This is a genomic window from Thermococcus profundus (genome assembly GCF_002214585.1).
Taxonomy (GTDB): domain Archaea; phylum Methanobacteriota_B; class Thermococci; order Thermococcales; family Thermococcaceae; genus Thermococcus; species Thermococcus profundus.
Genome location: NZ_CP014862.1, coordinates 756,853 through 779,425, shown reverse-complemented (window position 1 = coordinate 779,425; position 22,573 = coordinate 756,853). Strand labels below are relative to the sequence as shown.

Annotated in this window: 18 protein-coding genes; 8 read left to right on the top strand and 10 right to left on the bottom strand. The window is 55.8% G+C overall.

Annotated elements, in window-relative coordinates; translation table 11 throughout:
* Positions 1–25 precede the first annotated feature (25 nt).
* Positions 26–1,510 (bottom strand): MFS transporter, encoded by a 1,485-nt coding sequence (locus A3L09_RS04385; protein WP_088857803.1) that lies wholly within the window; start codon positions 1,508–1,510, stop codon positions 26–28.
* A gap of 86 nt (positions 1,511–1,596) precedes the next feature.
* On the opposite strand from A3L09_RS04385, the gene A3L09_RS04380 reads away from it, so the two are divergent.
* Complete coding sequence (locus tag A3L09_RS04380) at positions 1,597–4,380, top strand: DEAD/DEAH box helicase (protein ID WP_088857802.1); 2,784 nt, start codon at positions 1,597–1,599, stop codon at positions 4,378–4,380.
* A gap of 31 nt (positions 4,381–4,411) precedes the next feature.
* Here A3L09_RS04380 and A3L09_RS04375 read toward each other — a convergent pair whose 3' ends face one another.
* Entirely contained in the window at positions 4,412–5,476 is a 1,065-nt protein-coding gene (locus A3L09_RS04375; RefSeq protein ID WP_088857801.1) for an AAA family ATPase, read from the bottom strand.
* 49 nt (positions 5,477–5,525) lie between these two features.
* Positions 5,526–6,575 carry a M20/M25/M40 family metallo-hydrolase gene (locus tag A3L09_RS04370; protein WP_088857800.1) on the bottom strand — a complete coding sequence of 350 codons (1,050 nt, stop codon included), beginning with the start codon at positions 6,573–6,575 and terminating at the stop codon, positions 5,526–5,528.
* A 90-nt stretch (positions 6,576–6,665) separates the two neighbouring features.
* Here A3L09_RS04370 and rqcH point away from each other — a divergent pair, with 90 nt between their 5' ends.
* From rqcH to A3L09_RS04350, 4 genes are read left to right on the top strand one after another with little or no spacing between them, the layout of a single operon-like run.
* On the top strand, positions 6,666–8,624 hold the full coding sequence (gene rqcH / locus A3L09_RS04365) for a ribosome rescue protein RqcH (RefSeq protein WP_088857799.1): 1,959 nt from the start codon (positions 6,666–6,668) through the stop codon (positions 8,622–8,624).
* Entirely contained in the window at positions 8,625–9,539 is a 915-nt protein-coding gene (locus A3L09_RS04360) for a pantoate kinase (protein WP_088857798.1), read from the top strand.
* Entirely contained in the window at positions 9,536–9,757 is a 222-nt protein-coding gene (locus tag A3L09_RS04355) for a hypothetical protein (protein WP_088857797.1), read from the top strand. The genes A3L09_RS04360 and A3L09_RS04355 overlap by 4 nt, the downstream gene beginning before the upstream one ends.
* Before the next feature lie 50 nt (positions 9,758–9,807).
* A complete protein-coding gene (locus tag A3L09_RS04350; protein ID WP_088858981.1) occupies positions 9,808–11,487 on the top strand; it encodes an ATP-dependent DNA ligase in 1,680 nt (559 codons plus the stop codon).
* A 49-nt stretch (positions 11,488–11,536) separates the two neighbouring features.
* Here the strand turns inward: A3L09_RS04350 and A3L09_RS04345 are convergent, their stop codons facing one another.
* The 5 genes from A3L09_RS04345 to A3L09_RS04325 all read right to left on the bottom strand — a co-directional run bounded on the left by A3L09_RS04345 (position 11,537) and on the right by A3L09_RS04325 (position 18,348).
* Complete coding sequence (locus A3L09_RS04345; RefSeq protein WP_157727199.1) at positions 11,537–12,304, bottom strand: hypothetical protein; 768 nt, start codon at positions 12,302–12,304, stop codon at positions 11,537–11,539.
* Between the two features lie 34 nt (positions 12,305–12,338).
* Positions 12,339–14,285 carry a beta-CASP ribonuclease aCPSF1 gene (locus tag A3L09_RS04340; RefSeq protein ID WP_088857795.1) on the bottom strand — a complete coding sequence of 649 codons (1,947 nt, stop codon included), beginning with the start codon at positions 14,283–14,285 and terminating at the stop codon, positions 12,339–12,341.
* Positions 14,286–14,295: 10 nt separating this feature from the next.
* Positions 14,296–14,916 carry an archaeal proteasome endopeptidase complex subunit beta gene (gene psmB, locus A3L09_RS04335; protein WP_088857794.1) on the bottom strand — a complete coding sequence of 207 codons (621 nt, stop codon included), beginning with the start codon at positions 14,914–14,916 and terminating at the stop codon, positions 14,296–14,298.
* Between the two features lie 87 nt (positions 14,917–15,003).
* Positions 15,004–17,520 (bottom strand): CDC48 family AAA ATPase, encoded by a 2,517-nt coding sequence (locus tag A3L09_RS04330; RefSeq protein ID WP_088857793.1) that lies wholly within the window; start codon positions 17,518–17,520, stop codon positions 15,004–15,006.
* 66 nt (positions 17,521–17,586) lie between these two features.
* Positions 17,587–18,348 carry a hypothetical protein gene (locus A3L09_RS04325; RefSeq protein ID WP_088857792.1) on the bottom strand — a complete coding sequence of 254 codons (762 nt, stop codon included), beginning with the start codon at positions 18,346–18,348 and terminating at the stop codon, positions 17,587–17,589.
* An 87-nt stretch (positions 18,349–18,435) separates the two neighbouring features.
* On the opposite strand from A3L09_RS04325, the gene A3L09_RS11010 reads away from it, so the two are divergent.
* Positions 18,436–18,579, top strand: coding sequence for a hypothetical protein (locus tag A3L09_RS11010; RefSeq protein ID WP_232473581.1), 144 nt, complete (start codon positions 18,436–18,438; stop codon positions 18,577–18,579).
* Here A3L09_RS11010 and A3L09_RS04320 read toward each other — a convergent pair whose 3' ends face one another.
* Entirely contained in the window at positions 18,580–19,674 is a 1,095-nt protein-coding gene (locus A3L09_RS04320) for a hypothetical protein (RefSeq protein ID WP_232473580.1), read from the bottom strand.
* 4 nt (positions 19,675–19,678) lie between these two features.
* Positions 19,679–20,518 (bottom strand): uridine phosphorylase, encoded by an 840-nt coding sequence (gene udp / locus A3L09_RS04315; RefSeq protein WP_088857790.1) that lies wholly within the window; start codon positions 20,516–20,518, stop codon positions 19,679–19,681.
* A gap of 66 nt (positions 20,519–20,584) precedes the next feature.
* Between udp and A3L09_RS04310 the strand changes: the two genes are divergently transcribed.
* Both A3L09_RS04310 and A3L09_RS04305 read left to right on the top strand, forming a co-directional pair.
* Positions 20,585–21,649: a pyridoxal-phosphate dependent enzyme gene (locus A3L09_RS04310; protein ID WP_088857789.1), complete on the top strand. Its 1,065-nt coding sequence runs from the start codon at positions 20,585–20,587 to the stop codon at positions 21,647–21,649.
* 34 nt (positions 21,650–21,683) lie between these two features.
* On the top strand, positions 21,684–22,562 hold the full coding sequence (locus A3L09_RS04305) for an MEMO1 family protein (RefSeq protein ID WP_088857788.1): 879 nt from the start codon (positions 21,684–21,686) through the stop codon (positions 22,560–22,562).
* The last annotated feature ends 11 nt before the right edge of the window (positions 22,563–22,573 follow it).

The following is a 22,573-nucleotide window of genomic DNA, read 5'->3' as shown; positions in this document are numbered from 1 at the left end:
ACAGAAGAGAAAGAAAAAAGAACCATTATTCAACGACCACTTCTTTTTCTCCTTCCTCTTCCACCTCGCGTATCCTTCCGCCCTTCATGACCTCAACGATGGCCAGAGCAAGCAGGGCAAGGATGAAATAAATCCCTGCGGCGCTGCCGAAAAGCACCTCGTAGGCCCTCTCTGTTGGAATTTTTATTTTAACGAAGGGGGGAGCCCCAGGCGGATGGAAGAGGGCGTAGTAGGTGCTCATCACCGTTCCCGCTATGGCTGGCCCCCAGGTTGAGCCGAAGTTCCTGAAGAGGCTGTTGGAGCCTGTTGCAACTCCCATCATTCTCGGCGGCACCGAGAAGACCAGCACGTTGATGAGGGAGATGTTCATGAGGTTTATGCCCACCCCTACGACGGTTATCATCGTCACGAACTGCCAGAGCGACATCTTCGTTGCGTAGAGGGACATTACCGCGAGGGCACCGCTTCCGGTGAGGGCACCCGCTATTGCTATGGGCTTCGCTCCGATCTTCGGCATGAACTTCCCGGCGAGCGGGGCAACGATGAGCATGACGAGGGCCATTGGGGTCATTAACAGGCCGCTCTGGAGTATCGTCTTTCCGAAACCGTACGGTTCCGGCATCTGGAGGAGGTAGGTGTTTGCCTGGCTCATCATCGAGAGTCCAAAGGCTGCTAACATTATCCCCAGGTTGGCTATGGCTGGGTTTCTGGCGGTTATGATGCGAAGGGGAATTATCGGGTTTTCCACTCTCCGCTCCCAGAGGACGAGGAATATCGTGCCGATTATACCTATTCCAAGGAGTATAAGCGTTTCCCTCGCCGCCCAGCCGACGTTGGGAGCTCTCGTTACGGCGACGAGCATTGGCACAACGGCAACGGTGAGAAGGAACGCGCCTACCCAGTCGATCCTTCCGGGGTTTACGTAGCGGCTCTCACGGAGAACGTACCAAGCGAGGAAGAACATGAGGACTGCAAAGGGCGCCGCCGAGTGGTACGTCCACCTCCACCCGTAGTTCTGGGTGACCCATGCCCCAAGCGGGAGGGCTATGACCATACCCACCGCGAACATCGCGCTTATCATCCCCTGGACCTGCGGCACCATGCTCGGCGGGAACTCCTCGCGGACGAGCGCGAAGGCGAGGGGGAATATGGCCATTCCAAAGCCCTGGATGGCTCTCGTGACAAGGAGCCATCTGAAGCTCGGCGCGAAGCCGTTGAGAATGACGCCAATGGTGTAGAAGGCGAGCGCTACCAGAAACATCCTCTTTTTTCCGTACATGTCGCCGAGCTTTCCGAATAGGGCGACGCTGACGGTTCCAACGAGGAGGTAAATCGTCAGAATCCAGCTGACGTCGTTTGGGTTTATCGCGAACTCCTTCTGGATAGTTGGTAAAGCGGGTGTCAGCATGGCCTCCGTGTACATGACGAGGAGAGGGAGGATGACAACCACCATCATCGCCTTCTTTGCGTAGGCCAAGTCGTATGTCCGCCCCTTCTCGACTACCCTCATTTTTATCACCGACCTATCGAACGATATATCACTTATAAAGCTAGCGGTCGGTAGAAATTATAAACCGTCCCGCAGATGTAGAAAACATGCACCCCCTCCTCAAGAAGGCCATAAAGGAGCGCTTTGGAAGGCTCAACAGGCTCCAGCAGGACGCTTTCCGCGAGGTTAGTTCCGGAAAGAGTGTTCTGATAATAGCCCCCACAGGTTCGGGGAAGACTGAAGCCGCTGTTCTTCCAGTTTTCAACGAAATCCTTGAGAATGGGCTAAAGCCGATTTCAGCTCTCTACATCGCCCCACTCAAGGCCCTCAACCGCGACCTCCTCGAAAGGCTCGAGTGGTGGGGGAAGAAACTCGGAATAACCGTCGAGGTGCGCCATGGCGACACCTCCGCATACAGAAAAGCCAAACAAACCAAGAACCCGCCACAGATGCTCATAATAACTCCGGAAACCCTCGGCGTGATTCTAACAGTCAAATCCCTCCGAAAACACCTGACCAACGTCAAGTTCGTTATCGTGGATGAGATAGCCGAGCTCGTTGATAACAAGCGCGGCGCCCAGCTCCTCCTCGGCCTTGAGCGCCTGGAGGAGATAGCGGACTTTAGAGGGATAGGAATGACCGCTACCGTCGGCAACGAGGAGGAAGTGAGGGAGTGGCTGAAGGCTGACGTCATAGTGAAGCCCAACTGGAAGAAGGCCTACCGCTTCCATGTTCTCTATCCAACTCCGACCAAGGAAGACGAAAAGCTCGGCCGGGAGCTGAGCCTCTCGCCGGAGATAGCCGCCCGTCTGAGGCTCCTCTGGGAGATAGTCGAGAGGCACGGTAAAGCCCTCATATTCACGAACACGCGCCAGTTCGCGGAAATCCTTGCCCACAGGCTGAAGGCCTGGGGCAAACCGGTTGAAGTCCACCACGGCTCGCTCTCCAGGGAAGCGCGCATTAAAGCCGAGAAGGGCCTGAAGGAAGGCAGGATAAAGGCTTTGATATGCACTTCATCGATGGAGCTTGGCATAGACATCGGCGACGTCGATGTCGTGATTCAATACATGAGCCCGAGGCAGGTTAACAGGCTCGTTCAAAGAGCCGGGAGGGCGAAGCACCGCATTGGGGAGGTCAGCGAGGCCTACGTGATAACCTCCAACGTTGAGGACTATCTCCAGAGTCTAGTCATAGCGAAGCACGCGCTGGAAGGCCGCTTTGAGGCCGTTGAGCCTATTGGCGGTCTGGACGTTCTGGCACATTTTGTCGTCGGCTTGCTCGTTGAATACAAGAGATTGCCGAGAGAGAGGCCCTATGAAATAGCCAGAAGGGCCTACGTTTACAGGGATTTAACCTGGGAGGATTATCTCGATACTCTCAAGGTGCTCGAAGATGCCCGCCTGATCGGCTACGACGAGGAAACCGGCCTGCTCTACCTCAGGAGGGGAGCGTTCCAGTACTACTACGAGAACCTCTCGACGATACCGGACGAGGTCTCCTGGCGGGTTTTCGACGCGAGGAGCGGTCACATAATCGGAAGGCTGGACGAGAGGTTCGTCATGGATCTGGAGGAAGGGATGGACTTCGTCATGAACGGGCGCAGCTGGATAGTTCTGGAGATAGACGACGAGGCCAAGATCATCAAGGCGCGCGAGAGCTCGAGCATTGAGAGCGCCATACCGAGCTGGGAGGGCGAGATGATACCGGTTCCTTTCAGTGTCGCCTTTGCCGTTGGGAGGCTAAAGAGAGAGCTGGCATTTGACTTCAAGAACGCGCTTTCCCTCCTTGGAGGAGTTGAGTTCAGCGAGGAGGAGCTCAGGAGGGCCTTCGGAGAAATAAAGGGCGAACCCTTCTCGACGGACCGCGATATAGTCGTGGAGAGCACGCCGAAAGCGCTCGTTATCCACGCGGACTTCGGCAACAGGGCAAACGAGGCGATAGGCAGGATAGTCCACTCACTCCTAATCCTCCGCTACGGAAGGGTTTTCTCCGTCAGGGCTCAAGCGCATGCGATAGTCTTCAAGACGCCATTCCAGCTTAACCCCGACGAAGTCAAGCGCTACCTCTACCAGGAGCCGGAGAGCGTCGAGTTCATCGTGGCTAGGGCTTTGAGAGACTCTCACGCCTACCGCTGGAGGATGCTGAACGTTGCGAAGCGCTTCGGGGCTCTGCGGAGAGACGCGAAGATAAGGCGTGTTGAGAGGCTCTTCGAGGGGACGGTGATAGAGAGGGAAACCCTGAACGAGCTCTACCACGACAAAGTCGACGTGAAAAAGGCAGAGCTTGTTCTTGAGATGCTGAAGAGGGGCTCGCTGAGAGTGAAGACGGCTTTGAGAGGGGAGCCGTCAACGCTTGCAAAGCTGAACGTAACCGTTGGAGGAGAGTTCCTTCTGAGCGGAGCGCTTGAGAGGGACGAAATCCTTGAACTGTTTAGGAATAGACTCCTAGACCACGAGGTGGTTTTAGTATGCACCAACTGCGGCTGGCACTCGAAGACGAAGGTTGCCCGCCTTAGAAGCATCAAAAAAAGGGAGTGCCCCCGCTGCGGCTCGAAGATGCTGGCCGTCGCCCACCCGATAGACGCGGAGGAGTTCCTGCCGGTTCTTGATAAGGTCAGGCACGGAAGACCGCTTGAGAGAAAGGAGGAAAGGGTTTACAGAAAGCTGCTGAAGGCTGCGGACCTCGTAGACTCCTACGGCTTCGACGCTGTCTTAGCTCTTGCCAGCTATGGAACCGGACCTGATACTGCCGCAAGGATTCTTGCCCAGTATAAGGGGGATGCACTCCTGGTCGCCCTGATGGAGCGCGAGAGGCAGTTCATAAGGACGAGGCGCTTCTGGGTGGATAAGAAGGGTGAGGAAAATGGCAAAGAAAAAGACGGGGAGTCCTGAGCTCTGAAGGGGCACCAGTTACTGGTGGGGGTTACTTAAACGCCAGCTCAACGAGGGGGTCGGGTATGAAGTATCCGTCTATCCTTTTTTCAAGGTAGCCGTAGCGGACGAGGTTGTTGAGGACGTTGGAGAAGTTTTTGTCGTCCAGTCTTTTGCCTTCGAGGAGTTCGACGGCCTCTTTTATCTCCTTCCATCTGTGTCTGCCGTTGGCGACCGCCATCATGGCGAGCCCGTAGCGGGGGGAGAGCTCTTTAAGCTTTGAGAACTCACTGAGGATTAACCTCCTGGCATCGTCTTTCAGTTTCCGGAGGGATTCGCCGTGGGAAAGGCCGAGATAGCGGTTGTAGCCGTAGAGAGTCAGCCAGCCGACTATGCCGTCGAGCTCGTCAACGGCCTCTTCAATTTCGTGCTCATCTATGTCGAGTTCAATCTCCTCAAAGCCCCTCCTGAGAAAATCGAGGCTCTGGCTTTTCTCAAACCTTCTGAGTTTCACCTCAACGTGGGCCCTGCCGAAGAGCGCCGATTCCGGATCGTGAAGGCGGAGGAAGTCCTCCAGAAGGCCGACTTCCGAGCCGGTCAGGATGAATCCGACGTTCTGGAGTTCGTCAACCGCCCACGCTATCAGCTCGGCATAGCGGGAGCGGGAAAAGCGAAGGTACTGGGCCTCGTCTATGGCTATGACGAACCTTTCTCCCATTGAGTCAATCCTCTCGAGGACCTTGAAGAGGTTTACGCTGCTATCCACACGGATTTCAAGGCCAACACCCGCTAGGCGAACACCTTTGATGTCCTTTAAAGCATCTTTAACCCTCTCACGGGGCGAAGTTTTGATGTAGCCTTCGAGAATAAGCTTTGCCAGGGCGCTTCCAGGGACGCTTCCAAAGGCGGAATAAACCTTTCTGGCGTCTATCTTGACGCTTTTAACCGGGACCTCACCGAGGGAGACGTTGAGGAGAGAGCTTTTTCCAAGGCGCCTTATGCCGAGCAGGACGATAAGAGGAACGCCTTTTTTGAGAGAACCCTCCAGAATTGAGAGCTCTTCCTCGCGGTCGTAGAGTTCGTCTCTCCTTGTTTTGGGTTTTGGATTGAAGAGCATTACCCCCCACCAGTTACTGGTGGGGGGTCAGTCCTAATAAGGGTTGCCTTCACTCACCATAGAGCTCGTTGAGAACCTTTAGGAACTCGCTTGCAGCTACTACGTCCCTAACGTCGATGTGCTCGTTCTTCGTGTGGGAGATGTCGAGATTGCCGGGGCCGAAGACGATGGTCTTAGTCCCGTTGTACATGAAGTTTATAGCATCTGTCCAGCTCCTCATTCCGCCGAACTCATCAACATCGGTCTTCTCCATGGCCTTCTTCGCCAGCTGGACTATCTCCTCATCCTCATCGAGCTCGTAGCCGTCCCAAATCTCTGTATACTCGTACTTCAGCGTGTACTCGTCGAATATCGGGTCGAGGAGGTCCAGTATGTCCTCAACTTCCTGGTCCGGCAGAAGCCTAGCCTCAAGCCTTCCCTTGCAGAGGGCCGGGATGAGGTAGACCGGGTTCTCGCAGACGAGCTCCTGGATGCCTATGTGCGGGTCGAAGTACTTCCCCTTCTGCTTGAAGGGTTCGAGCTTCTTCATCTCCTCGAGCATCTTGTAAGTCTCCTCTATCGCGTTGACGCCGCTTTCAGGACAGGCACCGTGGGCCTCCTTTCCATCAACTTCAAAATACGCCTCGATGTTACCTGCGTGGGCTATGTGAACTTCCAGATCAGTCGGTTCGAGAACCACCGCCATCTTGGGCTTGTAGCGCTCCATGAAGAGGGCGCTTCCCCTTCCTCCCATCTCCTCGTCGCTGACGAAAACCACTCCAACGTTGAGGTCCTTCCCTTCCTTCTTCAGGTTCTCCATCATCAAGAGAATCGCAGCTGCACCGCCCTTTATATCGCTGGAACCGGTTCCGTAGACGATGTTGCCCCTCACGAAGGGCTCGGCCCTAACGGGTATTGTATCGACGTGGACTTCGTAGAAGAGGTCCGCGTTTGGGTTCACAACGAGGTCTATTATCTCGCCGTCGCTCTCGATGTGGACGTCGTAATCAAGTCTGTGGAGGAACTCCATGATGTGGAGCATAACCCTGTCCTCTCTTCCAGAAGGCGAGGGTATTCTCAAAAGCTGAAGGAGTATCTCCTTCGCGCGTTCGGTCTTCATTTGGTTCACCTAACTCTACTCAGTTGTGGAGCTTATAAAGCCTCGGGCACAACCATTTAAACTCCTCCCCCAACTTACACCGGTGGGAGAATGAAGGAGGGAATGAGCAGCGTTGACATACGCTACATAGTTAGGGAGCTCCAGTGGCTCGTTGGCTCCCGCGTTGACAAGGTCTACCACGACGGGGACGAGATTAGGATAAAGTTGCGCACTAAGGAGGGCAGGGCAGATCTGATCCTACAGGCAGGAAAGCGCTTCCACGTCACGAGCTACGTGAAGGAAGCACCGAAACAGCCATCAAGCTTCACGATGCTTTTGAGAAAGCACCTGAGCGGCGGTTTCATAGACGCCATCGAACAGCACTCCTTCGATAGAATTGTGAAGATCAGGATAGGGGAGTACACCATCGTGGGGGAGCTCTTCGGGAAGGGCAACATCCTCCTCGTGGACTCTGAAAACAAAATCATCGCCGCCCTCCGCTACGAGGAGTACAAGGACAGACGGATAATGCCGAAGGCGGACTACCAGTATCCTCCAGCTAGAGAGAACCCTCTTGAGGTTACTCCTGAGCGCTTCCTTGAGCTGATGCGCGAGGAGGAAGAGCTTGAGCTCGTCCGCGCTCTCGCTAGAAAGCTCAACATGGGCGGCATGTACGCCGAGGAGATTTCGAGAAGGGCCGGCTTCGAGAAGACTACGCCCGTGAAGGAGTTAAGCGACGATGACCTGAGGAAAGTCTACGAATCCATGATGAAGACCTTCAACGACGAGCCGATGCCCAACATAGTCTTCAAAGACGGAGCGATGCACGACGTCGTTCCGATAGAGCTGAAGATCTACGAGGGGCTTGAGAAGCGCTATTTCCCCACCTTCAGCGAGGCCCTCGACGAATACTTTGGAAAGATAACGATTGAGAAGGCCCGGTTTGAGCAGACGAAGAGATTAGAAGGAAAAAAGAGACAGCTCCTAATGACCCTCAAAAAGCAGGAGGAGATGCTGAAGGGCTTCGAGGAGGGAGCGAAGGCCAACCAGGAGATAGGAGATTTAATCTACGCCAACTTCTCGCTCGTGGAGCGCCTTCTGGAGGAATTCAGAAAGGCAACGGAAACGCTCGGCTGGGACGAGTTCAAGAAACGGATAGAGGAGGGCAAGAAGGCGGGCAACAAAGTGGCGCTCATGGTTAAGGGGATCGACCCGAAGGAGAAGGCGGTAACGATAGAGCTCGAAGGCAAAAAGGTGAGGCTCTACCTCCATAAGAGCATAGGCGAGAACGCCGAACTCTACTACGAGAAGGCCAAGAAGTTCAGGCACAAGTACGAGGGGGCGCTGAAGGCCTACGAGGACACGAAGAGGAAGCTCGACGAGGTGGAGAAGCTCATCGAGGAGGAGATGAAGAAGGAACTCAACGTTAAGAGAATCGAGAGAAGAAAGAAGAAGTGGTTCGAGAAGTTCCGCTGGTTTATATCAAGTGAGGGCTTCCTCGTTTTAGCCGGAAAGGACGCGAGCACGAACGAGATACTCATCAAGAGGCACATGGACGAGAACGACCTCTACTGCCACGCCGACGTTTACGGTGCTCCCCACGTCGTTATCAAGGACGGCCAGAAGGCTGGAGAGAAAACCATCTTCGAGGCCTGCCAGTTCGCGGTTTCCATGAGCAAGGCCTGGAGCAGGGGCGTTTACAGCGAAGATGCATACTGGGCGTATCCCAACCAGGTTACCAAGCAGACGCCGAGCGGTGAGTACCTCGGCAAGGGTGCTTTCATGGTGTACGGGAAGAGGAACTGGCTTCACGGGCTTCCGCTCAAGCTCGCGGTTGGAGTTGTGAACTACGAAGGTGAAGACTACGTCGTCTGCGCGCCTGTTGATGCCATAAAGGCTCACACCGACAGGTACATTGTGATAAGGCCCGGAGGACTAAAGAAGAGCGAGCTGGTTAAGAAGATTAAGCACCTCCTTGAGAAGTGGGGCTACAGGGTGCGCGAGGAGGATATCATGGCAACGCTTCCACCGGGAAACGGGGACATTGTTGAAGTCAAAGGGGGTGAGTGAATGCTGGTCAGGGCTTTCATCCCGGCTCACATAACTGCCTTCTTCGTCCCAAGGTTCCACGATGATCCCCTGAAGGCTGGCTCCCTCGGGGCGGGGATAAACCTTGACAAAGGAACCAACGTCTTTGCAAGTATTGAGGGCGGGACGCTGGAGAGACACATACACGCGGCTTTCAACGGGGAGCCAGTGGGGAAGAGGGATGCAGAGATAACCTACTACGTCGCCGAAAATCTCGTTCCCGAGGACTTCCTTGGGGAGGTTGAGATATGGCAGTACTTTGATTTTCCCAACGGCCACGGCTTCGGAAACAGCGCGGGGGGCGCCCTTGGAACTGCTTTAGCTTTGAGCTACGCGTTTGGAGGCACGTGGCTCTCCGCGGCGAAGCTGGCTCACGAGGCAGAGGTGATCCACAAGGGCGGACTGGGCGACGTTGTGGGCCAGCTCGCAGGGGGAATTGAAGTCAGGGTAAAGGCGGGGGGCCCAGGAATAGGGGTCGTGGACAACCTGTTCTTCGAGGACTACCGGGTTCTCGTCGTCCCCCTAGGCCCCCTCCACACGAGGGAAGTCCTAGACGGGGACGTCGTGAAGGCTATTGAGGTGGAGGGCTCAAAGGCCCTTGATGCCCTTTTGAAGGATCCAAGGCCGGAGAGAATGATGGTCCTGGCAAGGTCCTTTGCAGAGGGGACGGGCCTCCTCACTGGCGACCTCATGGAGCTCGCGAGAGAGATCGATAAAGTCCTGAAGAACCCGAGCTCGATGATAATGCTCGGGAAGGGCCTCTTCGCCCTGCTTAGGAAGAACGAGGTGGATGACGTAAAAAGCCTCCTTGCGGATCTAGGTGTGCCCTACGACATAACCGGGATACACTGGGAGAGACCGAAGGTTGGAAGATGGTTCGAGGGGGGATCGGAATGAACGGGTACCTAATCTTTCTCACACTCCTCTTCGTGGCCCTCGCCACATACGCCAACATGAAGGGAGTCTATCAATGGGGAACCCTTCTATCGGGCTTCGCTGGAGGCTTTGCCCTCTGGCTCCTCTTCGAGGGAAGACTGAATCCATTGGTGTCGTTTTCAACAGGCTTTCTCCTGACGGTTGCCTTTGAGTGGGGGCTCTCACCGCGGAAGCGCTGACTTTTTATCTTTTCGATTCAAGGTTAAGACAGGTGATAATCATGGCAGACATGAAGTACTCCGAGCTCGCCGACCTCTACAGGAGGCTTGAAAAGACCACGCTGAAAACCCTCAAGACAAAGTTCGTCGCAGATTTTCTGAAGAGAACGCCGGACGAGCTTCTCGATGTGGTTCCCTACCTCATCCTGGGCAAGGTCTTCCCGGACTGGGATGAGAGGGAGCTGGGTGTTGGGGAGAAGCTTCTGATAAAGGCAGTTTCCATGGCAACGGGAGTTTCGGAGAGCGAAATAGAGAACTCAATCAAAGACACGGGGGATCTGGGTGAGAGCATAGCCCTGGCAGTCAAAAAGAAAAAGCAGAAGAGTTTCTTTTCCCAGCCCCTCACTATAAAACGCGTTTACGACACCTTCATCAAGATCGCAGAGGCGAGCGGGGAGGGGAGCCAGGACAGAAAGATGAAGTACCTGGCGAACCTGTTCATGGACGCGGAGGGCGAGGAAGCTAAATACCTGGCGAGGACCGTTCTCGGAACCATGAGAACCGGGGTTGCCGAGGGGATACTTAGAGACGCCATAGCGAGCGCCTTCAACGTCAAACCAGAGCTCGTTGAGAGGGCGTACATGCTCACGAGCGACTTTGGCCACGTGGCAAAGATAGCCAAACTTGAGGGCAACGATGGACTGTCCAAGGTGAGGATTCAGGTAGGGAAGCCTATAAGACCGATGCTGGCCCAGAACGCCGCGGACGTCAAGGAAGCCCTCCTTGAGATGGGTGGAAAGGCCGCCTTCGAGATAAAGTACGACGGGGCCAGGGTTCAGGTGCACAAGGACGGAAAGAGCGTCGTCATCTACTCCCGCAGGCTGGAGAACGTCACGAGGGCAATCCCTGATGTTGTCTCAGCAGTCCTGGAGAGCATCAAAGCCGAAAGGGCGATAGTGGAAGGCGAACTTGTAGCGGTCGGCGAAGGCGGAAGACCAAGGCCCTTCCAGTACGTCCTCAGGCGCTTCAGGAGAAAGTACAACATCGAGGAGATGATTGAGAAGATCCCCCTGGAGCTCAACCTTTTCGACGTGATGTTCATCGACGGGGAGAGCCTCATAGAGACCCCGTTTGAGGAAAGGCGGAGAAGACTTGAGAACCTCATCGAGGAGAGCGAGAAGATAAAGCTCGCCGTACAGCTGGTGACGAACAGCGTTGAGGAAGCTCAGAAATTCTACGAGAAGGCATTGGAGCTCGGACATGAGGGGGTTATGGCAAAAAGACTGGATTCGATCTACGAGCCAGGCAACAGGGGCAAGAAGTGGCTCAAGGTGAAGCCCACGATGGAGGATCTAGATCTGGTCATTATAGGCGCCGAGTGGGGAGAGGGAAGGAGGGCGCACCTCCTCGGCTCTTTCCTCGTCGCGGCCTTCGATCCCCACAGCGGCGAGTTCGTCCCGGTTGGGAAGGTCGGCAGCGGCTTCACCGATGAGGATCTGGCCGAGTTCACAAAGATGCTCAAGCCGCTGATAGTCAGGGAGGAGGGAAAATACGTCGAACTGGAGCCCAAGGTGGTTATAGAGGTCACCTACCAGGAGATACAGAAGAGTCCAAAGTACGGGAGCGGTTTTGCCCTTCGTTTCCCGCGCTACGTGGCCCTGAGGGAAGACAAGAGTCCTGAAGAGGCCGACACGATAGAGAGAGTTGCACAGCTCTACGAACTCCAGGAAAGGTTCAAAGCGAAGAGGTGAGGCGGAAGAGGCATCATATTTCCTGCTTTTGAATTAAATCAAGGGAAAATCAGAGATCAAAATCGCCAAAAGGCGGGTAAACAAAGCCTTCCCCGGGTATTTCCCCCACCTTCAGCCGTCCGGCCTTCTTCACGGAGAGGGCGAAGTCCACGATGATCGCTATGATAGCGACAACTCCCACGAGCATCAGGGCGTAGAGGAGGGGACCGGTGTAGCCTCCCGCAAACAGGAGAACAGGGAGATCGTATAGTGAGTGGTAAACGGAAGCCCTGATGTAGCCACCCCAGCTCCCCTCAACCAGGAGGATGGTGGCAGAGATAGCGGTGAGGGCAACGTGAAATCCGACGAGAACGAACCTCAGGAGAGCCATAACGGGCTCACCAGCCACCGTAAGGACGATGGAATAAAGGACTGCCTCGATCAGGCCGAAGAAAAACGCCGTTCCCACGGCCTTCTTCCAGAGCACCCAGAGCTCCTCGTGGAAGATCTTAACCGGGAGAAGCTTTGAGAACTCTTCTATAGGGCCGACCGCCATTCCAAGGAGGAAGAGGGCAAAGAGAGAAGCACTTTTTTCCCCGAACTTCAGGGGCGCTATGAACGGGAACTCAAGGAGGGAAGCAACGAGAACGGCCATGAGGCCCAGGAGAAAGGATATGGTCCTCCACTTCATAGGGGGGAGTTCTTCCCAGACCGCCCGCACTTCCCGGTACGCGAGGACACAGAGGGCCGCGTTCAACAGAAGCGCGGTGTAGACGTAAGGGGCGATGATGGCAAAATCGGCGTTATTCATTGGGCCGGGGGCTACCATTCCTAACACCAATAGTTAAAAGAGGAGGAGGGATTTAAAGTTTTCACTTGAGCCTTATGGCGTCGAGGTTGTTGGGGGCCCTAGTGGAGAGGTTGAACTTCTTGTGTATGCTCGAAGCGAGGTCAAGGCACTTGTGAGGCTCGCCGTGGACTGTGATTATCCTCTCCGGCCTCGGTCTGAGCCTTGCCACGTAGCTCATCAGCTCCCTCCTGTCGGCGTGACCTGAGAAGCCGTCTATGGTCTGAACCTCCATGTTGACCTGGACGACTTCGGTCCTCCCATCTTCCCCTACGAGCGGTATCTCGCGGAGGCCCCTCTGCACCTGCCTTCCGAGGGTTCCCTCAGCCTGGTAGCTGACGAAGATCATTGTGTTCTTCGGATCGGATGCGAGCTGTTTGAAGTACTCCACGCTCGGCCCGCCGACGAGCATACCAGAGGTCGCGATGATTATCGCCGGCTCTCCCGAGTCTATGATGTCCTGCCTCTCGCGGGAGTTGGCGACGCTCTTGAATATCGGATTGAGGAACGGGTTGTAGCCCTCGTGGAATATCTGCTCCCTCAGCCTCTTGCTCAGGTACTCAGGGTAGGCGGTGTGAATCGCCGTCGCCTCCCATATCATTCCGTCGAGGTAAATGGGAACCTCGAAGCCACCAATCCTGGCGTACTCCTCAAGGACCATCATTATCTCCTGGGCCCTTCCAACAGCCATAGCGGGAATGAGAACCTTTCCACCGCGCTTTATCGTCTGGTGGATGACCTCTATAAGCCTCTTCTCGGCCTCCTCGCGCGGCATCTGGTAGTCGTTGCTGGCTCCGTAGGTCGACTCCATCACCAGGGTCTCAACGCGCGGGAAGCGAGAGACCGCCGGTTCAAGGAGTCTCGTCGGGATGAACTTGAAGTCGCCGGTGACCGCTATGTTGTGGAGGCCGTTTCCGATGTGGAGGTGGACTATGGCGGAACCTAGTATGTGGCCGGCGTTGTGGAGGGTGAGCCTTATGTCCGGCGCTATGTCGCGAACCTCGCCGTAGTCCAGGGTTATGGTGTGTTTAATGACCTCCTTGATGTCCCTCGGCCGGTAAAGCGGCTCGACGCCGTTCATGTGCTGGATTTCGATGAAGTCCTGCTGGAGGAGGGTCATCAGATCCCTAGTTGGCGGGGTCGTGTAGATCGGCCCGTCGAAGAGCTTGTAGCGGAAGAGGTAGGGAAGCATTCCGCTGTGGTCGAGATGGGCGTGGGTGATGATTATGGCATCGAGAAGGCCCTCGTCGAGAACGTAGCGGAACTCGGGGGCATCGAAGTGCGGGAAGGCTTTGCTCGGATCCCTCAGCGCGGCTATGTTGACACCAAAATCAACGAGGACGTAGCTCTCGTCGGTCTGAACGAGAAGGGCACTCCTTCCGACCTCGCGGAACCCTCCAAGACCGGTGATCCTTATCCACTTGCTCTTGTACTCGGGCTTGCGGTAGATGTTCCTGCCAACGTGCCTGAGGAACTTCCTCCTGTCCTTCGCCTCGGCCTGGAGTATCTGCCTGATCGAATAGATGGTCTGGCTCTGAATAGGCGGAGTTCTCACCGCCTTTGGTGCCCAGTGAACCTTCTGCGTTATCTCCCTGAGCGTCTCGCCGTTCTTGCCTATGACCAGACCCGGCTTCCTCGCCTCGATTATAACTTCACCCACCGATGGATCGAAGCTTATGTTCGTTATCTCCGCTTCCGGCGGGACTATCTGCTTTATCAGCTCCTCGGCCTGCTCCGGGGGCAGGAGAATCTCCGGGTCTGGCCTGACGCTGATCCTCTTCTTTAGAACCTTGGCAAGGCTCTTGATGAGGTTGCCGTCGCGCATTATTGCCTCGGGGTTCTTGACGTAGATGACTAGCTCAGGTCCTTCGAACTCAACCTCCGTAACCTTGGCTTCCCTCGGGACCATCTGGTCTATCACTGCCCTTATGTCCTTTAGAATGTCCTCTACAAAAGTTTCCCTCCTGATCAAAGGTACCACCTCACTTCAGAATCGCTTCAAGTTCCTCCCCGCTGAGCTCCTTATACCCATCCTTCGTGATCGTCACGAGGGTAACACCTTCTCCGGTGTAAACGTCCCTCTTTATCGCGGCTTTCACGGCCCTGGCGGCGAGTTTTATCCCCTCTTCAAGACCCATATCCTCCGAGAATCCATCCTCAAGTATTGCAAGGGCGAACTCCATACCAGAACCCGCCGCCACGAACTTCTCCTTAGTAACTCCGCCCGCGGCGTCTATTGAGTAGAGTGCTGGGGCAGAGTCGTAGCCTCCAACCAGAAACCACGCGAAGTAGGCATAGCCCCTGCCTCCGTGGAGAACGTTCGAGAGCAGGGTGGCAAGGGCCTTGACCGACATCTCTTTTCCCACCTTGGCCCGGTAAAGCTTGGCCTCGGCCCTTAGAAGCCTGGTTAAGCCGAGTATATCCCCAACCAGACCGGCGCCGGCTATGCCCAGATGGTCGTCTATCTGGAACACCTTGGTGACTTCTTTCGACGTTATCATGTTGCCGAGCGTTGCCCTTCTGTCGGCCGCTAGGATCACTCCGTCCTTACACACTACGCCTACGGTTGTTGTGCCCTTCGTGGCGTTTAGACTCCCGTTCAACAGTAACACCCCTGATGGTCTGTATAGAACAGAAAAACCACAATGGCGCTTTGGATAAAGGGTATTTAAAGATTTCGGGGGGAGGGGTCAAAACGTGTAGTAATCGACCCCCCGCTTCTCCTTCTCGGCCCTCCTCTTTCTGCTCTCCTCGAAGTTCCGGTAGTAGTCCAGCATGTAGGGGGTTATGCTCGGCTTGACCTTCTTCAGGGCGAGCTCGAAGTCCCTCTTAGTAACCTTCAGGCTCTCGAGGAACTCCTCACTCTGGCTCTCCAGAGCTTCCCTCGAAGCCGATGAAGCCGCCCTCCTGAGGGCTATCATCGCCGCCTCCCTTACGAGGGCTTCTATATCGGCACCGGAGTAACCCTCGGTTCTCTTCGCCAGCTCCGCGAGGTCAACGTCTTCGGCCAGCGGAACTCTTCTGGTGTGCACCCTGAATATCTCCAGCCTGGCCCTCTGATCAGGAGCGGGGACCATTATCAGCCTGTCGAACCTTCCCGGCCTGAGGAGTGCAGGATCAATGATGTCCGGCCTGTTGGTCGCCGCTATGACGACCACACCGCTGTTCTCTTCAATTCCGTCCATCTCGGTGAGGAGCTGGTTGAGGAGGGTGTCGAGGTACCTTCCGCCCTCGTAGCTTCCCCTGGCGGGGGCTATTGCGTCTATTTCATCGATGAATATCACGGTTGGGGCGGCCTGCCTGGCCTTCCTGAAGATCTCCCTTATCCTCTTCTCCGTCTCCCCAACCCACTTGCTCAGCACTTCAGGCCCCCTTATGGCTATGAAGTTGGCTTCGCTCTCGTTGGCGACCGCCTTGGCTAGTAGGGTCTTGCCGGTTCCAGGCGGACCGTAGAGCAGAATCCCCTTCGGCGGGTTCACCCCAAGCCTCTCAAAGGCCTTGGGGTACCTCAGGGGCCATTCTACCGCTTCCCTGAGCTCCTGCTTGACTTCCTCAAGCCCGCCGACGTCCTCCCAGTGGACGTTCGGAACCTCTATGAGAACCTCCCTGAGCGCACTCGGCTCGACCATCTTGAGGGCCTCGTAGAAGTCCTCCTCCCGAACGCGGAGCTCCTGGAGAACCTCCGGCGGTATCCTCTCCTGCTCGGGGCTCACCTTGCCCTCCTTTATGAGCCTCCTGAGAACCACCATCGCGGCCTCCCTGGCGAGGGCCGCTAAATCAGCACCGACGAAGCCGTGAGTCCTCTCGGCGATTCTCTCTAGCATCTTGTCCACGAGCCTGGCCCTGACTTCCGAATAGATCTCGCTGTTCCTCTTGAGAACCTCCCTTATCTCGTCCTCGCTCCCCGCTTCCGCAACCAGCCTCTTCATGACCTCCGCGCTCTGAAGGTACTGGCCTCCCCTCGCGGCCAGTTCATCGAGTATTCTAAGGACCTCCGTCTTTTCAAAGGGCGGTTCGAGCGGCATTCCCCTTGTGTGGATCTGAAGTATCTCCTTCCTGCCCTGCTTATCCGGAACGCCTACCTCAATCTCCCTGTCGAACCTTCCAGGTCTCCTGAGGGCTGGATCGAGTGCATCGGGCCTGTTGGTGGCGGCTATAACAATCACCTTGCCCCTGCTCTTGAGGCCGTCCATGAGGGTGAGCAACTGTGAAACAACGCGCTTCTCAACCTCCCCAACGACTTCCTCCCTCTTCGGCGCTATTGCGTCAATCTCGTCAATGAAGATTATGCTCGGGGCGTTCTCCTCAGCTTCCTTGAAGATATCCCTCAAGCGCTCCTCGCTTTCGCCGTAGTACTTGCTCATTATCTCCGGACCGTTTATCGCTATGAAGTGAGCGTTGGCTTCGTTGGCAACGGCCTTAGCGAGCAGAGTCTTACCAGTTCCGGGCGGACCGTAAAGCAGAACTCCCTTGGGCGGCTCGATGCCCAACCTCTCGAAGAGCTCAGGGTGCTTGAGCGGGAGCTCAACCATCTCACGGATCTTTTGGATGGCGTCGCTTAAACCGCCGATGTCCTCGTAGGTAACCTCTGGGATGCTCTCCTCCCTGATCTCCACCGCTTGAGGGAGAACTTCAACCTCAGTGTTGTAGGTTATCTGAACTATCCCCTTGGGGATGGTGTTGACGACAACGAACTTGAGCTCACCGAAGCCGAGGGGCATCGTCTCGAAGAGGCCCCTTATGAGGTCGTCCAGGGGGGAACCGCCGTAGTAACCGGTCTCACCCCTACTGCTAGCGACGATTATGTCCCCTTTGACCACGGGCCTCCCGAGGAGGTTTCCCTTGACCAGATCCCCCGGGATCTGGAGGATCACACCTTTCTGGGCCGGGGCGAGAACCACTTTCTTGGCCTCCTGAACCTGGGCGCGGCGTATCGTGATGTAGTCCCCTATGCTGACCCCCGCGTTCTTCCTTATGTACCCGTCCATCCTCACTATGTCCAGTCCCCTGTCGTCGGGGTGGGCGTTGGCAACTATGGCAGCAGTTGAACGCGATCCTACGAGCTCGACTATGTCGCCCGTGCTGACACCGAGCTTCTTTTGGTAGGGCCTGTCAAAGCGGACTATGCCCCTCCCAACGTCGACCTTGAGAGCCTCTGCAACCCTGAGCTTGATCTCGTCCACACTCTCCTCCCTTCCGAATATCATAATGATCACCCCCAAACATCTCTCCCAACGCTTCGTTATAGGACGAGAGGGTATAAAACCTCTCCGCTAACCCTTCCTCCTCCGCTGCTTCTCTATGGCCTCTTCAAGGGTCATGTTCCCGAGGGCGACTTCCCTGGCCAAGCTAGTTGATATCGTCACGTTCCCGCTCAGCTCCCTGCTCCTGCGCTTTATGTCCTCGAGTTCCCTTTTGGTAGGTTCCTTAACCTCAAGGAGGTCCGCTATCGTGGTTTCCCTTCCCCGTCTCAGCCCAATGTTTATTGAGGCGACTATGTCCTGAACTCCAGAGGCCTCGGTGTTGCCGACCCTAGGCGTGGTTCTCGCCTCGTTGACCAGGATCACGGGATAATCGTAGCCGAGGAGCTGACCGAGGGCCTTCAAAGTCAGCGTCCGCTGCCTCTTCGCTCCGTGGCCGATTTTTATTTTCGCACCCGGATAGCGCTCCAAAAGATCGATTATGATTCCCACGTCCCTCGGACCTTTGAGCCTGTGGACTTCCAGAACCCTGTTGTCTGCGACGACGCTCAGACCCGGCCTCTCTCCCGGATCGATGGCGATGAAAACCTGCTTGAACCTCTCCCTACCTTCAAGAACTGCCAGGAGTTCGTCTACAAAGCTCTCGTCCCTCACCACTATCTTAACAGGAAAATCCACCTTACCAAAGCTCTTCTCGTCAGTAAGGACTGCTTCAACGTCGAAGGGTATCTTTTCCCCAGGTCTAAGGCTGTGAAAACCTATCCCGTAAGCCTTGAGGGTTTTTACGATGAGATAGTAGACCCGCGCATCCTCGGTGATAACGGCCACCCGCATGGTCGTTCATCTCCGGGAACGCTCAAAAACCTTCCCCTGGAGAAAGTCTTAAATCCGATCGCACGAAATTTTTCAGGAGGTAGTCCCATGATCCCACCCAAAAAGAAGGTTTCCAAAAGGGAGGACGAGGAGTATCTGGAGGAGGAACTGGAGTTCGAGGAGGACTTCGAGGACGAAGACTGGGAGGAGGAGTGGGAAGAAGAGGACTGGGAAGAGGACGAGGACTGGTAGCTAAAACAGCCGGGCTTCATACTCCCTCTGAATTTTCACCCCAAGATCAAAGATCCGCTTCGAGAGCTCCCTCAGCTCGGAGTCGTTTCTCATCTTTGACTCCTCCAAGAGTTCAAAGGCAAAGAACTTAAGGAGCCTCGCTAAGACGTAGTCGCTTTTGGGAGTCAAAACCTTTCGAGCAAGCTCCTCATCGAGAAAGCCTCTTCTCAGCATCTCCTCAAGGAGAACCACCCGCTTAACAGGATCCGCTATCTTCTCGGCGAACTCCACGGCCCGCTTGGCATCGCCATTCTCCAGACATTTGAGGGCCAGGAGAAAGCCCAGCTGGCTCACACGAGAGGCCTTTTCGTAGATTTCCGCCGCCTTTTCGAAATTCCCAGATTTCAGGTAGATGAGCCCCAGATCCTCCAGAAGGCGACTTCTCAGGGGTTCCCCCACTAGGGACGCCCAGTATTGGAGCTCCTCGGCGTTGGCCAGATCCGCGATCAGCTTGAAGTACCCAACGAGGTAACCTCCCAGCTGGGGCTCGAGGGGCTTAACCGAAGGTTTTGGTGGAGCTACCTTAGCCACCTCGTTCTGAGAAACAACGGCGTTCCTGAATTCCCCTTTCATACGGAGGAGCTCTGCCCCCGGCATCAGTTTGCCGTTCTTAAGGCTGATTCCGGGGGGAAGAGGCTTGAGAACCTCTATATCCCCCTCATCGAGGCCGAGCTCGCTGAGGCTCATGCCGGCACTTCCCTTCTCCACGATCGCCCTTGCGAGCATGGCGGAGACCGCCTTAAGGGCCTTTTTCCTCACGAATTCGCTCCGGATCTTCTTCGACGCCTCGATGGCAGGTTTGAACATCCAGTTCTTGGAGAAAATGTAGGAAAGATCCCTGAAGACCTCATCACGCAGGGACTCCGTCGCTATCTTTCCAGCGACTTCAAGGGCCTTCCCAGGGTTCTCCTGGGCGTAGGCCTCAGCCACCCACCTGAGGGCGTAGTCCCTCCAGTATGGATCATCTATTCTCCCGGCCAGTGCGAGTGCCGCCCCAAGGTCGCCTTTGTTGATGAGGCTCTTAACCTCGATCAGCCTCTCATCCAAAACCCTCACCGCGTTACCTTCTAAGCCTCAATCCCGGATGCCAGACCTTCTTTCCGGCTTTCTCCTTCTCCTCGTCCCACTCGGAGAGTATCTTAACTGCTTCGCTCGCAACCAAAGCCGCCTCCTTCTCGCCGGCCTTGCCGAACTCGTTGGTAACCCTGTTGGCGAAGACGGCGCAGATACAGCCTGCCCTCAGGCCGTAGATGCTCGCGAGGGTGTAGAGTGTCGCCGCCTCCATCTCGAAGTTGGTAACGTTGGCCTGCCTGAGGTCGTCCATTATGTTCCTCGCGAAGCTCGGGAAGTAGCCGTTTAAACCAGGCCTGCCCTGGCCCAGGTAGAAGCTGTCGGTCGAGGCCGTTATGCCAAGGTGGTAGCGTACTCCGAGGCTCTCAGCGGCCTCTATGAGGGCAAGGGTAACCTCAAGATCAGCCACAGCAGGATACTCAACCCGTACGTACTGCTTGGAGGTTCCCTCGAGCCTTACGGCGGCCTTAGCTATAATGAGGTCTCCTATCTCCATTCCCGGCTGTATGGCTCCAGTAGAGCCCACCCGGATGAAGGTGTCAGCTCCAATAGCCGCCAGCTCCTCGACGGCTATCGCCGCCGACGGCCCACCTATTCCAGTTGAGGTCACGCTTATAGGCACGCCCTTGTACTTCCCGGTGTGCGTCCTGTACTCACGGTGGAAGGCAATCTCCCTGGCCTCGTCCCAGAGGGAGCTTATCTTTGGAACCCTCTCAGGGTCTCCCGGAAGGAGAACGTACCTTGAAACGTCCCCCGGCTTGCAGGCTATGTGGTACTGGTATCCCTCCTCAGTCTGGGGCCTCTCAGCCGAAACGAACTTTTCACCCATACCCATCACCTTTTTAGTCTCTGGGGTCAATATGGAACTCAAACCTAAAAACCCTTGGGTGGGAGAATGCTGAAGTGTACGCGGTGTGGAAAGGAGTACGACGAGAGGTTCATCCTAAGGTGCGGCTGCGGCGGCACACTGCTGGTCGAGAGGAACTACTTCGACTTCTTCGGGAACCTTCAGCCGTACCTAGATATGAGGAGGTACATCAACTTCCTCCCGATAAGCGGCTCTCTGCTCCCCCCAGCAACGCCCGCGATAACGCCAGTGAGCGAGCTGAACCTGGAGACCGTCACGGCCATCTTCAAACTCGAATACCTCCAGCCGAGCGGATCTTTCAAGGATAGGGGGACGTGGGTAACGGTTTCAAAGCTCCTTGAGGAGGGGATAGACGAGGTTGCGATAGACAGCTCGGGCAACGCGGCGCTCAGCTTGGCCCTCTACTCCCTCCCCGCCAACATAAACGTCCACGTATTCCTCTCCTACGACGCCCGCCCGGAGAAGATATCCCTCTTACAAAGGCTCGGTGCGGTTCTCCACTTCATAGATGGGGACAGGATGAAAGTTCACGAGAGGGCGGTAGAGTTTTCAGAGAGCGAGGGGATAACCTACGCCTCACACTGGCTCAACCCATACTTCATCGAGGGAACGAAAACTGCCGCCTTCGAGGCTTACGAGCAGGTTGGAGTCCCTGATTACGTCTTCGCCCCAACCGGAAGTGGAACACTCCTCCTAGGCCTCTGGAAGGGATTCTTCGAGTTAAGGAAAATGGGCGTCGTTAGCGAGATCCCAAGGCTGATAGCGGTGCAGGCTTCGGGATACGAAAGCCTCTGCGAGCGCTCACCGATTCAAAATCTTCTTGCCGACGGAATAGCGATTCCCGAGCCCCCAAGGAGAGAAGAGATGAAGAGGGCCCTGCAGGAAACGGGAGGGACATGCGTGAGTGTCGACGAGTACGAGACAGAAAACGCACTGAAGTGGCTCAGAAAAGCGGGTTTCCTCGTGGAGCCGACTTCGGCGGTCGTCCTGGCGGCACTGTGGGAACTCGTTGAAACTGGGGAGATACCAGACGGCTCGAAGATCCTACTCCCCCTAACTGGTTCGGGGCTCAAGTTAACCCAAGGTATTTGAACCCTGAGGATGACTAACAATTGGGGGTGAGAGTATGACAGTCAGGTATCCCGCCGTTGCCGGAAGCTTCTACCCCGCTGACGAGGAGTTAGTTAGAATGCTGAACGAGTTTTTCAAAGACCTTGGGGAAGAAGGAAGCGAGAGGAGGATAACGGCTGGAGTTGCGCCTCATGCCGGCTACATATTTTCGGGCTACACAGCGAGCAGAACCTACAAGGCTATCTTTGAGGACGGCCTTCCAGAGACGTTCATAATCCTCGGACCGAACCACACCGGTCTTGGTTCACCCATAGCAATCCACCCACCGGGCACGTGGATAACACCGCTCGGCGAGATAGAGGTTGACGGAGAGCTGGCAAAGGAGATAGCTAAGATTTCGGGCATAGCCGACTTGGACGACCTCGCGCATAGATACGAGCACTCCATCGAGGTTCAGGTTCCGTTTATACAGTATCTAGCTGAGAAGGCTGGAAAGGAAGTCAAAATCGTGCCGATAGTCCTTGGAATGCAGGACGAAGAAGTTGCCGAAGACCTCGGAAGGGCCATCTTCGAGGCGAGCAGGGAACTCGGCAGGGACGTGGTTGTCATAGCCAGCACGGACTTCATGCACTACGGCCCTGTCTACGGCTACGTGCCCTTCAGAGTTAGAGCTGACGAACTTCCCCACAGGATAAAGGAGTGGGACTTCAGGATAATCAGGAGGATTCTCGACTTCGACGTCAAGGGAATGTTCAGGGGGATAAGAGAGATGAACCACACGATGTGCGGACCGGGCGGAGTTGGGACTGCGATAGTCTATTCCCGCCTGGCTGGAGCGGTTGAGGCTGAACTCCTCCACTACACGACGAGCTTCGAGGTCAGCAGGAGCACAGAGGCGGTTGTGGGATACGCGAGCATAGTCTTCAGGCGCTAGCGAAAGTGTGA

Bases quoted from the DNA above. Each gene is read 5' to 3' on its own strand.
- A3L09_RS04385 (WP_088857803.1), bottom strand. From the start codon at position 1,510: ATGAGGGTAGTCGAGAAGGGGCGGACATACGACTTGGCCTACGCAAAG.
- A3L09_RS04380 (WP_088857802.1), top strand. From the start codon at position 1,597: ATGCACCCCCTCCTCAAGAAGGCCATAAAGGAGCGCTTTGGAAGGCTC.
- A3L09_RS04375 (WP_088857801.1), bottom strand. From the start codon at position 5,476: ATGCTCTTCAATCCAAAACCCAAAACAAGGAGAGACGAACTCTACGAC.
- A3L09_RS04370 (WP_088857800.1), bottom strand. From the start codon at position 6,575: ATGAAGACCGAACGCGCGAAGGAGATACTCCTTCAGCTTTTGAGAATA.
- rqcH (WP_088857799.1), top strand. From the start codon at position 6,666: ATGAAGGAGGGAATGAGCAGCGTTGACATACGCTACATAGTTAGGGAG.
- A3L09_RS04360 (WP_088857798.1), top strand. From the start codon at position 8,625: ATGCTGGTCAGGGCTTTCATCCCGGCTCACATAACTGCCTTCTTCGTC.
- A3L09_RS04355 (WP_088857797.1), top strand. From the start codon at position 9,536: ATGAACGGGTACCTAATCTTTCTCACACTCCTCTTCGTGGCCCTCGCC.
- A3L09_RS04350 (WP_088858981.1), top strand. From the start codon at position 9,808: ATGAAGTACTCCGAGCTCGCCGACCTCTACAGGAGGCTTGAAAAGACC.
- A3L09_RS04330 (WP_088857793.1), bottom strand. From the start codon at position 17,520: ATGATATTCGGAAGGGAGGAGAGTGTGGACGAGATCAAGCTCAGGGTT.
- A3L09_RS04325 (WP_088857792.1), bottom strand. From the start codon at position 18,348: ATGCGGGTGGCCGTTATCACCGAGGATGCGCGGGTCTACTATCTCATC.
- A3L09_RS11010 (WP_232473581.1), top strand. From the start codon at position 18,436: ATGATCCCACCCAAAAAGAAGGTTTCCAAAAGGGAGGACGAGGAGTAT.
- udp (WP_088857790.1), bottom strand. From the start codon at position 20,518: ATGGGTGAAAAGTTCGTTTCGGCTGAGAGGCCCCAGACTGAGGAGGGA.
- A3L09_RS04310 (WP_088857789.1), top strand. From the start codon at position 20,585: ATGCTGAAGTGTACGCGGTGTGGAAAGGAGTACGACGAGAGGTTCATC.
- A3L09_RS04305 (WP_088857788.1), top strand. From the start codon at position 21,684: ATGACAGTCAGGTATCCCGCCGTTGCCGGAAGCTTCTACCCCGCTGAC.